The sequence below is a fragment of the Corynebacterium uropygiale genome (genome assembly GCF_021568315.1).
Lineage (GTDB): Bacteria > Actinomycetota > Actinomycetes > Mycobacteriales > Mycobacteriaceae > Corynebacterium > Corynebacterium uropygiale.
The window spans coordinates 111,976-125,907 of sequence record NZ_JAKGSI010000005.1 but is presented as its reverse complement, the minus strand read 5'-3'; the positions used below and the strand labels follow the sequence as shown (position 1 = coordinate 125,907).

The 13,932-nt window shown below is 67.4% G+C and carries 11 protein-coding genes; 3 read left to right on the top strand and 8 right to left on the bottom strand.

What is annotated here, in order from left to right:
• Positions 1-354: 354 nt before the first annotated feature.
• The 7 genes from L1O03_RS10115 to L1O03_RS10085 form a co-directional block, all read right to left on the bottom strand.
• Positions 355-1,407: a zinc-dependent alcohol dehydrogenase gene (locus L1O03_RS10115; protein ID WP_420830330.1), complete on the bottom strand. Its 1,053-nt coding sequence runs from the start codon at positions 1,405-1,407 to the stop codon at positions 355-357.
• A 218-nt stretch (positions 1,408-1,625) separates the two neighbouring features.
• Positions 1,626-2,042, bottom strand: a complete 417-nt coding sequence (ndk, locus tag L1O03_RS10110) for a nucleoside-diphosphate kinase (RefSeq protein ID WP_236119653.1) — start codon at positions 2,040-2,042, stop codon at positions 1,626-1,628.
• A 48-nt stretch (positions 2,043-2,090) separates the two neighbouring features.
• The gene (locus L1O03_RS10105; protein WP_236119652.1) at positions 2,091-2,543 is read right to left on the bottom strand and encodes a DUF4233 domain-containing protein; all 453 of its coding nucleotides are present in this window, start codon (positions 2,541-2,543) and stop codon (positions 2,091-2,093) included.
• On the bottom strand, positions 2,540-4,009 hold the full coding sequence (gene folC / locus L1O03_RS10100; protein ID WP_338026155.1) for a bifunctional tetrahydrofolate synthase/dihydrofolate synthase: 1,470 nt from the start codon (positions 4,007-4,009) through the stop codon (positions 2,540-2,542). Before folC ends, L1O03_RS10105 begins: the two co-directional genes overlap by 4 nt.
• Positions 4,009-6,711, bottom strand: a complete 2,703-nt coding sequence (locus L1O03_RS10095; RefSeq protein WP_236119651.1) for a valine--tRNA ligase — start codon at positions 6,709-6,711, stop codon at positions 4,009-4,011. The genes folC and L1O03_RS10095 overlap by 1 nt, the downstream gene beginning before the upstream one ends.
• Before the next feature lie 36 nt (positions 6,712-6,747).
• On the bottom strand, positions 6,748-8,265 hold the full coding sequence (locus L1O03_RS10090) for an Hsp70 family protein (protein WP_236119650.1): 1,518 nt from the start codon (positions 8,263-8,265) through the stop codon (positions 6,748-6,750).
• A 149-nt stretch (positions 8,266-8,414) separates the two neighbouring features.
• Positions 8,415-9,386 (bottom strand): malate dehydrogenase, encoded by a 972-nt coding sequence (locus L1O03_RS10085; protein ID WP_236119649.1) that lies wholly within the window; start codon positions 9,384-9,386, stop codon positions 8,415-8,417.
• A 295-nt stretch (positions 9,387-9,681) separates the two neighbouring features.
• Here L1O03_RS10085 and L1O03_RS10080 point away from each other — a divergent pair, with 295 nt between their 5' ends.
• The 3 genes from L1O03_RS10080 to L1O03_RS10070 all read left to right on the top strand — a co-directional run bounded on the left by L1O03_RS10080 (position 9,682) and on the right by L1O03_RS10070 (position 12,607).
• Complete coding sequence (locus L1O03_RS10080; RefSeq protein WP_236119648.1) at positions 9,682-10,410, top strand: TetR/AcrR family transcriptional regulator; 729 nt, start codon at positions 9,682-9,684, stop codon at positions 10,408-10,410.
• A 135-nt stretch (positions 10,411-10,545) separates the two neighbouring features.
• Positions 10,546-11,910, top strand: a complete 1,365-nt coding sequence (locus tag L1O03_RS10075) for a TrkH family potassium uptake protein (RefSeq protein WP_236119647.1) — start codon at positions 10,546-10,548, stop codon at positions 11,908-11,910.
• Complete coding sequence (locus L1O03_RS10070) at positions 11,903-12,607, top strand: potassium channel family protein (RefSeq protein ID WP_236119646.1); 705 nt, start codon at positions 11,903-11,905, stop codon at positions 12,605-12,607. Before L1O03_RS10075 ends, L1O03_RS10070 begins: the two co-directional genes overlap by 8 nt.
• Here the strand turns inward: L1O03_RS10070 and clpX are convergent.
• Positions 12,604-13,893: an ATP-dependent Clp protease ATP-binding subunit ClpX gene (gene clpX / locus L1O03_RS10065; protein ID WP_236119645.1), complete on the bottom strand. Its 1,290-nt coding sequence runs from the start codon at positions 13,891-13,893 to the stop codon at positions 12,604-12,606. The two genes, L1O03_RS10070 and clpX, sit on opposite strands and share 4 nt — an antisense overlap.
• Positions 13,894-13,932 lie beyond the last annotated feature (39 nt).

The window sequence follows — 13,932 nt, the reverse complement described above, 5'->3', positions numbered from 1 at the left end:
GGTGGGCGCCGCGGACGTCGTCGTCTTCTTCGTATTCTTCTTCTGCGTTGCGCGGCGACGCCGCGAACGAGACTGTTCAGCCACAGGCTGCTCCTCTTATGCGAAGCCGGGGGCGCTCCACCCGGGCGCTGGCGAGCGTCTCTTCCGCTTCGCCGCCGCCACACGAGTGGGCTCCCGCACCGGCCATTGTGTTCAGGTTTCTAGGTCTATGAGGCGTATACGCCGTGTCCCATTGTCGCATAGACGCACCCGAGGCCGTGGCGTCGCATCGCCCCCACCCCGAAAAAAGGGAGGAGAAGCACATCCCCGCACCTGGCGCAGCGGCCAGGACGCGGGGGCACCGGAGGATACGGGCTAGCGATAGGAGATGGCCACCCTCCCATCGACTTTGCCATCCACGAGCCGACGGAAGACGTCGTTGATGTCCTCCAACTCGCACGTGCTCACCCTGGGTTTGACGAGGCCGCGCGCATAAAAGTCCAACGCCTCCTCCATGTCCTGACGTGTCCCGACAAGCGAGCCGCGGATGCTCAATTGTTTAAACACGATGTCGAAGATGGGAGCGGGGAATTCTCCCGGCGGCAGCCCGTTGAAGACGATCGTGCCGCCGCGCCGCGCCATGTCGATGGCCTGCCCAAACGCCGAGCGGTGTACCGCCGTCACGAGCACGCCGTGGGCTCCACCTCCCGTGATCTCCCGGACCCGCTCCCCGACGTCGAGCCCCTCCTCCGAGGCGTCAACGACAGCCTCCGCCCCCAGCGACTGCGCCAGGTGCAAGGCCTCCTGCCGGACGTCGAGGGCAATCACCCGCATGCCCATGGCCGTGGCGTACTGGACGGCCACGTGCCCCAGCCCGCCCACACCGGAGATCACCACCCACTGTCCGGGGCGGACCTCCGTGTTCTTCAGGCCCTTGTACACGGTGACGCCGGCGCAGAGGATGGGCGCGACCTCCACGGGGTCCGCGCCCTCCGGGATGACGGGGGCGTAGCGGGTATCGACGAGCATGTACTCGCCGAAGGAGCCGTCCACGGTGTAGCCGCCGTACTCGGCGGACTCGCACATGGTTTCGCGGCCCGTTCGGCAGAACTCGCAGGTCCCGCACGCGGACCAGAGCCAGGCATTCCCGACGATGTCCCCCACCTTCACGGGATGCTCCCCGGGGCCCAGGGCTACCACCTCCCCGACACCCTCGTGGCCGGGGATGAAGGGCGGGGCGGGCTGGACGGGCCAGTCGCCGTCGGCGGCGTGGACGTCGGTGTGGCACACACCCGAGGCGATGAGGCGAACGAGGGCCTGGTAGCGATCCGGCCGGGGAAGGACCGTGGGGCCGACGGCGAGGGGCTCGCCGAAGCCGGTGACGGTGGCGGCGCGCATGGTCTCGGGGCCGGGGTGGATGGTAGTCATGAGGTGGATCCTCTCTCTCGCGCACGGTGGCCGTGCGAGTGGTGAATGGTTCGTATGGCCTCACCATAATTGTGATCCACGCCTCATGCGTGAGTTTCCCTTAAAATCTTCTTAAGAATTTCTTATTGACATTGAGTGCCATTATGCGTGGCCCGCGGAAGGCCTCTGAGCAGCAGAAAAGGCACCCTCGAGGGGTGCCTTCACGGGGGTGCCGAGGATTAGTCGGCGAGGTTCGGGAACCAGATGGCGATCTCGCGCTCCGCGGACTCCGGGGAGTCGGAGCCGTGCACGACGTTCTCGCCCACGCTCAGGCCAAAGTCACCGCGGATGGTGCCCGGGGTGGCCTTGGACACCGGGTCCGTGCCGCCGGCGAGCTGACGCCATGCCTCGATGGCGCGCTCCCCTTCGACAACACCAGCCACCAGCGGGCCGGAGGTGATGAAGTCCACCAGCTCACCGAAGAAGGGCTTCTCCTTGTGCTCCGCGTAGTGCTTCTCAGCGGTCTCGCGGTCCGCAACGCGCAGGTCCATCGCCGCGAGCGTGAGGCCCTTCTTTTCGATGCGGCTGATGATCTCGCCGATGTGGCCGTGTGCAACGCCGTCCGGCTTAATGAGAATGAGGGTGCGTTCAGTCATGGCGGTAAGTCTAACAGCCCTCCCCCGCCCTGGCCTGCGCCCCACGCGCTACATGTGCTGTGTGGTGAGCAACCCTCGCTTCATCCGCTCGATGAGGTTGCTCCGCAAGTGCAGCAGATACCACCAGACGAGCACAAAGATGATGCCCACGATCCCCATCGAGGCATGCACAATCAACCCGCCCAGCAGCACAAAGACCTGCAGCCCCACGGCCACCCACAGCCCCCAGGAGAAGCGCTGAAGGAAGGCGAGGAGCACGTGAGCCCCACCAACCACGCCGACGTACACCTGGTTCAGGGTGGTCCAGTAGTGGCCCTCGTCGATCCGCAGGATGACGGTGAGCACGAGGAAGACCGTGATGGCCTCCATGATGAGCGTGCCGGCCTGGACCCCGCGCACCCCCTTCATGGGGTCTTTCGCGGGGGCGTGGCCGGGCCCGAGGGGCCCGTACTCGATGGGCTCGTCCTTCTTGTCCTTCTTGGAGCCGCCGATGCGCCTCATGCTGGATCCTTTCCGAACAGCGTGCGGGCCTCCCCCGCAGTGACCACGGAACCCGTGATGACAATCCCCGAACCCGACTGGATCTCGGCATCCTCCGCCAGCTCGACGGCCAGCTCGATGGCGCCGGGAAGCGAGGGCGCCTCGTGGACGCGCTCCTCCCCGAAGATGAGCCGCGCTTCCTCCGCAAGCTCCTCCGCGGGGAAGGCCCGCGGAGAGGAGTTCTGGGTGCACACAATCTCCGAGAGGTGCGACTCCAGCTCCTTGAGGATGCCCACGTGGTCCTTGTCACCGAGCGTCGCGACCACGCCGATAAGGCGGCTGAAGTCGAAGTCCCGCTCGATGGCCTCGCCGAGCGCCCGCGCCCCGTGGGGGTTGTGCGCGGCGTCGAGGAAGGTCGTGGGCGTCGAGCGGACGCGCTCGAGGCGCCCCGGGGACTCGACAGAGGCGAAGCCCTCCTGCACCGTGTTGAGGTCCAGCGGGTGGCCGGGTGCCGCACCGAAGAAGGCCTCCACCGCCGCGAGGGCGAGGGCCGCGTTGCGCGCCTGGTGCTCACCCGAGAGCGGAAGCACGATGTCCGGGTAGTCGCCAGCCAGCCCGCGCAGCTCCAGCTGCTGCCCGCCGACGGCGACCCGGGAGCTCACCACGCCCCACTCCACGCCCTCGCGGGCGACGGCGGCATCGACGGACACCGCCTGCTCAAGGAGGACGCGCATGGCCTCGGGCTCCTGCTGCGCGATGATGGCGATGTTCTCCGGCGGGGTGAGCAGGTCGCTCGTGTCCCACCGGGAGTGGATGATCCCGGCCTTCTCCCCGGCGATCTCCGCCAGGGTGTCGCCCAGGTAATCGGTGTGGTCGAGCCCGATGGGAGTGATGACGGCGACGTCGGCGCTGATGACATTCGTCGCGTCCCAGCGTCCGCCCATCCCTACCTCGACGACGGCGACGTCCACCGGGGCGTCTGCGAAGGCGGCATAGGCGATGGCAGTGAGGACCTCGAACTTCGACATCTTCTGCCCGAACTTCTCATCCACCATCTCCACGTAGGGTGTGATCTCCCGCCACGTGCGCACATAGTCCCGCGGGTGGATGGGGGTGCCGTCGATCGCGATGCGCTCGGTGACGAGCTGGAGGTGCGGGCTCGTGGTGCGGCCGGTCCGGCGGTGGAAGGCGCGCAGGAGCGCCTCGATCATCCGGACCACGGAGGTCTTCCCGTTGGTGCCGGCCACGTGGATCGCCGGGTAGGCGCGCTGCGGGGAGCCCAGGATGTCCATGAGCATCTCCATGCGCTCGAGCGTCGGGTCGATCTTCGTCTCCGGCCAGCGGGTATCGAGCTCCGCTTCGACGGCGACGAGCTCGCGGAGATCCTCGGCGGTGACCTCCGCGGAGGCCGGGGCGTTGCGCTCGGCCTCGAGGTTGCCCAGGCTGAGCTTCAGCCCGTCCTCCGTCAGCTCCACGTTCTCCTGCACTAGTTCAATGCCTCCAGTCGCTGCGACAGGCGATCATATTCTTCCTGGGCCACGCGCTGGCGCTCGCGAATCTTCTCCACGACCGCCTCCGGCGCCTTGCTGAGGAAGTTCTCATTCCCCAGCTTCTTGCCGGTGGTATCCAGCTCCTTCTGCGCCTTCGCGAGGTCCTTCTCCAGGCGCTTGCGCTCGGCCGCCACGTCGACGGTGCCAGAGGTATCGACGGCGACGTCCAGCGTGCCCTCGCTGAGCCGCACCTCCACCGAGGCGGACTCCTGGAAGCCCTCCCCCGGCTCCTCGATGCGGGCGAGCGAGCGGAGCAGGTCCTCCTGCTCGGCGAGGTCCACGGCGCCGAGGTCCATCCGGCCCGGCACCTTCTGGGAGGGCTTGACCCCCTGGTCGGAGCGGAAGCGGCGCAGCTCGGTGACGAGCTTATCCAGGTCCGCGATCCGCCGGGCGGCGCGCTCGTCGCGCTCGGCGCCGCCGTTGGTGTCCTCCGCGGTGGGCCACGGGGCGATGGTGATGGACTCCTCCCCGGTGAGGGCGGTCCACAGCACCTCGGTGACGAAAGGCATGACCGGGTGGAGCATCTTCAGCACGACGTTGAGCACGCGCCCCAGCACCACCTGGGTGATCTCACCGCGACGGCGCTCGGCCTCGCTCGCGGCGTCGAGCTCCCGCGGGATCTGGACCTTCGCGATCTCCAGGTACCAATCGCAGAAGGTGCCCCACACGAACTGGTAGAGCTCCTCGCTGGCTTTGGCGAACTGGTAGTCGTCGAGGTAGGAGTCCACCTGCGCGCGGACGGCCTCCAGCTCGTCGAGGATCCAGCGGTCGGCGTCACTGAGTTCCTCCCGGGCCGGGAGCTCGCCCACCACCGCGCCGTTCATGAGGGCGAAGCGGGTGGCGTTGAAGAGCTTGGTCGCGAAGTTGCGGGAGGACTGGGCGGCGTCCTCGCCGAGGGGGAGGTCCACGCCCGGGTTCGCGCCGCGGGCCAGGGCGAAGCGGAGGGCGTCCGCGCCGAAGCGCTCCACCCAATCCATCGGGTCAATGCCGTTGCCCAGGGACTTCGACATCTTGCGGCCCTTCTCATCGCGGACGAGGCCGTGGAGGTAGAGGTCCGTGAACGGGATCTGCGGGCGGCCCTCAGCCGCCTCGCCGAGGATCTCCGGGGTCGTCGTGCCGGCGAAGGTGCCGAACATCATCATGCGGGCAACCCAGAAGAAGAGGATGTCATAGGCCGTGACCAGCACGGACGTCGGGTAGAAGCGCTGGAGATCCGCGGTGGAGTCCGGCCAGCCCATCGTCGAGAAGGGCCACAGCGCGGAGGAGAACCACGTGTCGAGGACGTCGGGATCCTGCTCCCAGCCCTCGCCCTGCGGGGGTTCCTCGTCCGGGCCGACGCAGACGACCTCCCCCTCCGGGCCGTACCAGATCGGGATCCGGTGCCCCCACCACAGCTGGCGGGAGATGCACCAATCGTGCATGTCATCGACCCAGTCGAAGTAGCGGGGCTCGAGGGCCTTCGGGTGGATGACGGTATCGCCCTGACGGACGGCGTCGCCGGACATGCGGGCCAGCTCATCCACCTTGACGAACCACTGCATGGACAGGCGGGGCTCGATGGCCTCGCCGGAGCGCTCCGAGTGCCCCACCGAGTGGACATAGGGGCGGATCTCCTTGACGATCCGGCCCTGCTCGCGCAGCGCCTCGCACAGCGCGGTGCGGGCCTCCTCGCGGGTGAGCCCGTCGAAGCGGGTGCCCGTCCCCGCGATGCGCCCCTTCTTGTCCATGATGCTCGGCATGTCGAGGTTGTGCCGAAGTCCCATGGCGTAGTCATTCGGGTCGTGGGCCGGGGTGATCTTCACCGCGCCGGTGCCGAACTCGGGGTCGACGTAGTCATCGGCGATGACCTTCAGCGTGAGGTCCTCGCGGAAGGGGTGCGGGAGCTCCGTGCCCACGAGGTCGCGGTAGCGCTCATCATCCGGGTGGACGGCGATGGCAACATCGCCCAGCATGGTCTCGATACGGGTGGTGGCCACGACGACGTGCGGCTCGTCGTCGTTCATGGAGCCGTAGCGGAAGCTCACAAGCTCGCCCTCGACGTCCTTGTACACCACCTCAATGTCGCTCACGGCGGTTTCCAGGACCGGGGACCAGTTCACCAGCCGGTGGGCGCGGTAGATCATGCCCTTGTCATAGAGCTGCTTGAAGATTGTCTGGACGGCCGTGCTCAGGCCCTCATCCAGCGTAAAGCGCTCGCGGGACCAATCGAGGGAGTCGCCGATCGCGCGCATCTGCGTCGTGATGGTGCCACCATACTTGCGCTTCCACTCCCAGACCTTCTCGATGAAATCCTCGCGGGAGTAGTCCCAGCGGGTCTTCCCCTCGGTCTCCTTGAGCATCGCCTCCACCTTCGTCTGGGTGGCGATACCCGCGTGGTCCATGCCGGGAAGCCAGAGGACCTCATAGCCCTGCATGCGCTTGCGGCGCACGAGGGCATCCGCCAGCGTGTGGTCCAGGGCGTGGCCCATGTGCAGCTGGCCAGTCACATTAGGAGGAGGCAGCACGATGGAGAAGGGCGGCTTCGAACTCGATACGTCAGCCGTGAAGTACCCCCGATCCACCCATCGCTGGTAGATATCAGCCTCATGCGCCTGGGGTTCCCAGGACGAGGGCAACGCGTCTGCCCGGTTCTTTCCCAATGTTTTGTCCTTTCCGCGTCAGGTACGGCACCTATCCTAGCGATGAGCCTGGACACGGCCGGAACCGGTGCTCACGCTCATCGACCAGCCGTCTTCCGGCAGCTCGATGCGGATTTCCGCAATGCCATCACTATCAATACTGAGGGTCTCCTCGACGAGCGGCCCCTCATCCGTCCGGGTCACCGGCAGGGCGCGGAGCTCCTCCTCGCTGAGCTGGGCGTCGGCCCCACGCAGCGCGGGATCGAAGGGCACGACGACCTCCGCGAGCGTCGCCACGTCGCCCGGGGTGAAGGCCGCATCCATGTCGGTGTACTCGACGAAGCGGAACCAGCCGATGTTGTGCGCCGCCCGGTAGCGGCGCGTGATGTGGGTCCCGCCCTGCACCGCACCCGGGGCGAGGAGGGGGTCGAAGCTCACGGCCTGCCCGGCGTCCATCTCGCGGAAGACCCCGATCCCGCGGGAGCGGCGGTCGGTGAGGAAGAACTCGGCGCTGGGGTCGGCGGCGATCGCGAGCCCCACCGCGGTGGAGGCCGTCGGCAGCGGGGAGCGGTGAACCCGGCGCCCGCAGCGCTCGCGCACCATGCGGGGGACCAGCGGCAGCGCCGTCGCCCCGCCCACGAGGTAGACGCCCGCGATATCCGTATCCACCAGGGAGTTCTCCGCGCCCACGAGCGGCTCCATCGTGCGCAGGGTCTCCTCGACGAGCGGGCGGATGCCCTCGTAGAACTCCTCCACAGGGATGATGATGTCCTCCTCGCCGAGTTCGACGACAATCCGACGCGACTGCGGCTTCACCGCCTCCTTCGCGCTGCGCACCTCGTCGAGCAGGCGGCAGCGGGCTCGCCGGCCGAAGGCATCCTCCTCCCGCTGGGCATGGCGCAAGGCGATCGAGGCGAGGACCTCATCGAAGTCATCCCCGCCGAGACGCGCGATCCCGCGCGAGGCGAGCACGTCGTGGCGGTGGCCGTCGATCCGGAGGAGGGAGACGTCGAAGGTGCCGCCGCCCAGGTCATAGACGATGATGCTCCGGCGCTTCGAGTTCAGGGTGCTCGCGTGGCGATGCGTGTACTCGAAAGCGGCGGCGCTCGGCTCGTTGACCAGCGCGAGCACCGTGATCCCGGCGCGCGTGAGCGCATCCATGGTGAGCAGCCGCTGGGCGCTCGGCGCGTGCGCCGGCACGCCGACGACGGCCTCCGGCGCCGAGTCATCCCCATGCTGGCGCTGGTAGCGGCGGATACTCTGCGCGATGGCCTCGGCAAAGACCCCGAGCACCTCCGCGAGCGGACGCGTCTCCTCTCCCATGTCGACGGGCGTCTCGGCCGTCACCTGCCCGGAGGAGAGCAGCCTCTTGAAGCTGCGCACCAGGCGTGCCGGCTCGCAGCCAAGTGCCTCCCATCCGGCCCGGAGCTGTCCGGAGCCGTCGAGGGCGACGACGGAGGGGATGTATTCTTCCGGATCACCGCGGTGGTTGGCCACGTTGAGAACCGGGTAATTCCCCCGATCAACAGCGGCGATGACGGTACGGGTGGTGCCAAAGTCAATGCCAAAGCGCATGCTCTTGACTGTAGACCACGTGCTGGCCTTGCACGCGCGAAAGCCCCGCGCACAGGCGGCCACGGGGGCAGCCCTGCACGCGGGGCGTTTTCTGTCTCTCGGAGTCGAGCCGAGATCCCACGCGGGATCCACGGGCTCCGAGGAGAAAACTAGGAGAGGAGGTCCTTCACGGCCTCACGCTCGCCGCGCAGCTCCTCGACGTTGGCGTCGATGCGGGCGCGCTGGAAGTCGTTGATCTCCAGGTCGGGGATGATCTCCCAGCGGCCGTCGACGGCGCGGGTCGGCAGGCCGGCGACGAGCCCGGCGTCGACACCATAGGAGCCATCGGAGACGACGGCGGCGGTGCACCAGGAGCTGGAGCCCTGGATCCAGTCGCGCATGTGGTCGACGGCAGCAGACGCCGCGGAGGCGGCGGAGGACTTGCCGCGGACCTCGATGATCTCAGCGCCGCGCTTGGCGACCCGCGGGATGAACTCTTCGGTGTACCAGGTGTGGTCGACGAGCTCGGTGAGCGGCTTGCCCTGGGCGGTGGCGTAGGTGATGTCCGGGAACTGGGTTGCGGAGTGGTTGCCCCACACGACCATGTTCTCAATGTCGGTGGTGGCGATGTCGAGCTTCTCTGCCAGCTGGGACAGGGAGCGGTTGTGGTCCAGGCGCATCATCGCGGTGAAGCGGTCGGCCGGAACGTCCGGGGCGGCGTGCTGGGCGATGAGGCAGTTGGTGTTGGCCGGGTTGCCCACGACGAGGACGCGAATGTCATCCGCAGCGTGGTCATTGATGGCCTTGCCCTGAGGACCGAAGATCTTGCCATTCGCACCGAGGAGGGCGGAACGCTCTTCGCCCTTGCCGCGCGGCTTCGCGCCCACGAGGAAGGCGGCCGAGGCGCCGTCGAAAGCCTCCTCCGGCTTGTCGCTGATGCTGATGTTCTTCACGAGCGGGAAGGCGGAGTCATTGAGCTCCATCGCGACGCCTTCCACCGCGCCCATCGCGGCCGGGATCTCCAGCAGCGAGAGTTCAATCGGCGTGTCCTTGCCGTACACATCACCATTGGCGATCCGCCACAGCAGGGAGTAAGCGATCTGGCCAGCAGCACCGGTGACAGCGATCTTCTTCGGGGCCATACTTAATCCATCCTTCCATCCTGGAGGTTTGGGCCGGAGTGGCTCCGGCCCACTGTCCTTCCCTAGCCTAGCGCCAATGCTCCGCATCGTCCGCGGGAGATTAGTCACCTTTCTCAATTCCACACATGTCCCCCATTTACCCCCGAATGTGGAGCAACTACCAGGACTTTTAGGGCTTCTCCGGAAGAAACACAGAATGTCATAGCCTCAAGTTGTGTCTTTAAGGCACCATAGGAACAGCAATCGCACGCTAAATATATGACCATTGCGCGATGCGTGGGAAGGATCTGCCGGAATGAGTGTTGGGGACGCCGTCACCAACGGCGCGGACGGGGCTGCCACCCCACGCGACGTCATCGCCGTGGCGCTCGAGCTTTTCGCCAAGAAGGGCTACTCGGACGCCAAGTTGGAGGCTATTGCCACCAAGTCGGGGATGTCCAAGCGGATGATCCACTACCACTTCGGCAACAAGAAGGGCCTCTACCTCCGCACCCTCGCGGAGGCCGTGCACCGCATTCACCCCGACCCCTCCGCCCTCGAACTCGATAGCTCCGTCCCCGTCGAGGGGGTACGAAAGATGGTCGACGCCATCTGGACCCAGATGGTCGCCCACCCCAAGGAACTCACTCTCCTCGTGGGGGAGAGCCTCCGCAACAACGCCCGCCTGCGCGATACTGCTCCCCTCGCCGACGCCTCCGAGCTCACTCTGCACCTGGACAAGCTCCTCATGCTCGGCCAGGACGCGGGCGCCTTCCGCCCCGGCATCTCCGCGGAGGACGTCTTTACCCTCATCGCCTCCTTCGCCTTCTACCAGGTCTCGGCCGACTCGGTGATGATCAACCTCCTGGACATCGACATGAGCCGCACCGTCAACCAGGAGGGCATGCACCGGCTCGTCATGGACACGGTCCTCGCGTTCCTCACCTCCAACATCCCGTCCACGGGGCAGTCGAGCTACCTCGCCCCCGAGGGCGAAAACGACGAGCCCCAGTCCGCCGCCGGGATCTACTGCCCGGGCGCCTAGCTGCCGCGCGGCGGGTGGCCGTCGAGACCTCTCCTCCCCTGACAGCCAAGGGGGTGGGGCGTCAAGAACTCGTCCATCCCTTCGGGCGGGCCCTGACATCTTCTTGACGCCGTCAAGCGAGTAACATGAGCCGCCATGATCGGACCTCAACCGAGGCTCTCGCCCCAAGCGCGCGTGTGCTGGGGTTTTGCAGGACTCGTCGCCTTGGGCACCCTGCTTCTCTGCACACCGTGGGCGAGTGCCGGCCCGGAGCCCGTCGCTTTTCCTGACGCGCTCTTTACGGCCACCTCCGCCGTGAGCTTGACGGGTTTGATTACCGTCGACACCGCGACGGCGTGGTCAACCACCGGGCGGATCATCATTGCACTTCTCATCCAATTCGGGGGCCTCGGCTTCATGACCGTGGCCTCCCTGCTCACCCTCGCGATCTCCGGGCGGCTCGGCCTCACCCGCGGCGAGGACGCCCAGGCGGAAGGCCGGGGCGTCGACCGCGGCGAGGTGGCCTGGGTGGTGCGCACGACGGTGCTCTTCTCCCTCGGGGTGGAGCTCATCGTGGCGATCGTCATCGGGACCCGCTACGCGCTCACTCACCCGGGGCAGGGAATCATCCATGCGGTATGGTTTGGCGTCTTCCACGCGATTTCCAGCTTCAATAACGCGGGCTTCGCTCTCCAGAGCGATAACCTCATCAGCTTCGCCCACGACGCCCTCATCCTCCTCCCCCTCGCCTTCTCCCTCATCATCGGCGGTATCGGCTTTCCCGTTCTCCTCGAGTTCGCCCGGCGCGTCCGCTTCATCCTCTTCCACCAGGGCCACCTCCGGCGCTGGTCGCTGACCGCCCGCTTCACGGCGATCGGTACCCTCAGCCTCATCATCGCGGGCACCCTGCTCGTGGGCCTCGCCGAGTGGAACGGGGCGCTGCGGGCCGTCGGCACGAATCCGCTGCTCAAGGGGGTCAACGCCTTCTTCGCGGGGGTGAGCCCCCGTACCGCGGGCTTCAACGCCCTCGACTACGCGGACTTCCACCCCTCGACGCTGCTGGGCACGGACATCCTCATGGTCATCGGCGGCGGCACCGGCGGCACGGCCGGCGGCGTCAAGGTGACGACGGCAGCCGTGCTCACCGCCGCGGTCCTCGCGGAGATCCGCGGCCTGCGCTCGACGAGCCTCGGCGCCCGCACCGTCCCCACCCACTCCATCCGCCAGGCGCTCGCCGTGCTCACGCTCTCCGTCTTGCTCGTCATCGGGGCGGTCACGGCGCTGCTCTTCCTGGCGCCCCAATTCAGCACGGATCAGATCGCCTTTGAGGTGTGCAGCGCCTTCGCTACCGTCGGCCTGTCCACCGGCATCACCGCGGACCTTCCCATCACCGCGCAGGTGGTCATCATGTGCCTCATGTTCGCCGGCCGCGTCGGCCCCCTAGCCCTCGCGACGGCCTTCGCCTCCCGACAGAAACCCCGCTACTACGACTACCCAGAGGAGCGTCCTTCCATTGGCTGAATACAGTACCCCGCGTCGTCGCCGCCGCCTCTTCCTCCCGAGCAGCGGGGCGGAATCCACCCCCGTGATCATCCTCGGCATGGGCCGCTTCGGGCAGGCCCTGGGCGAGGAGCTGCAGTCCCGCCGCGTGGAGGTCCTCGCCGTCGACGCCGACCAGCGCCGCGTCCAGGAGCTCGCCGACGACTTCGACCACATCGTCTGCGCGGACACCACCCAACCCAACACCCTCAAGCAGCTGGGCGTGGCCGATGCCAAGCGCGTGGTCATCGCGATCGGATCCGACCTGGAGTCCTCCATCCTCACCGCCTCCGCGGTGGTGGACCTCGGGGTGCCCGCCATCTGGGCCAAGGCCGACAGCGCCGCGCATGAGAAGATCCTCCGGCAGATCGGCGTCCACCACATCATCATGCCGGAGGCCGACACCGGCCGGCGCATCGCGCACCTCATCGACGGCCAGGTCACCGACTTCATCGAGTTCGACCCCGGCTTCGCCCTGGCGAAGATGGTCCTGCCCGAGCACGCGGAGGGGAAGACCTCCCGGGAGATCCGGGCGACGGGCGCCGGGGTGGCCGTCGTCGCCCTCAGCCGCCAGGGCAGCGACTACATGCTGCCCTCCCCCAAGGACCCGCTGCAGCCGGGCGACCTCGTGGTCATGGCCGGCTCCGCGGATGACCTCGAGGCCTTCGCCGCGGACTAGGCGGCCGAGCGGTCGCGGATGAACTCGGGGGTGGCCTCCCCGCGGACGGCCTCGGCGGTGACGACGACCTCGCTGATCGTGTCATCGTCGGGGAGCTCGAACATCACGGGCACGAGGACCTCCTCCATGATGGCGCGGAGCCCCCGGGCCCCCGTCCCGCGATCCATGGCCTGCTCCGCGATGGCCTCCAGCGCCTCCTCGCGGAAGGTGAGGTCCACCCCGTCCATGCGGAAGAGCTCCTGATACTGCTTGACCAGGGAGTTCTTGGGCTCGGTGAGGACGCGCACGAGCGTGTCGCGGTCGAGGCTCGAGACGGTGGCGACGACGGGAAGCCGGCCGATGAACTCCGGGATGAGCCCGAACTTCACGAGGTCCTCCGGGCGCACCTGCGCATAAATATCCTGCTCGGCGAGGTCCTGGGCGGAGTCGATCTCCACCCCGAAGCCCAGGCCCCGGCGGCCCACCCGCTCCTGGATGACCTTGTCCAGGCCGGCAAAGGCGCCGGCCACGATGAAGAGGATGTTCGTCGTGTCGAGGTGGATGTACTCCTGGTTGGGGTGCTTGCGCCCGCCCTGCGGGGGGATGGCCGCGACCGTGCCCTCGAGGATCTTCAGCAGCGCCTGCTGCACGCCCTCGCCGGAGACGTCGCGCGTGATGGAGGGGTTGTCCCCCTTGCGGGTGATCTTGTCGACCTCGTCGATGTAAATGATTCCCCGCTCGGCGCGCTCAATGTCATTGTCGGCCGCCTGGATGAGCCGCAGGAGGATGTTCTCCACGTCCTCGCCCACGTAGCCGGCCTCGGTGAGGGAGGTGGCGTCCGCGATAGCGAAGGGGACATCAAGGAGCCGCGCGAGCGTCTGCGCGAGGTACGTCTTGCCTGAGCCCGTGGGCCCCAGCAGCAGGATGTTCGACTTGGAGAGCTCGACGGTGTCCTCGTCCTCCTTGAGCACGCGGCTGCCGGTGGTGTGCCGCGCGTTCTCCTGGGCACGCACGCGCTTGTAGTGGTTGTACACCGCGACGGAGAGGGTGCGCTTGGCCGCGTCCTGCCCGACGACATAGCGGTCAAGGAACGCCGCGATCTCCGAGGGGCGGGGAAGCTTCGGCTTGGAGGAGGTGGGCTCGTCCGTGGACTGCGCCATCTCCTCGGCGATGATCTCGTTGCACAACTCGATGCATTCATCGCAGATGTACACTCCGCCGCCGGCGATCAGTTTCTTCACCTGCTTCTGGGACTTGCCACAGAAGGAGCATTTCAGCAGGTCAGCGGTTTCTTGCATACGTGCCATGAGGTAAGTGAGACTCGCTTCTTCAGTTGGTGGAGGGCC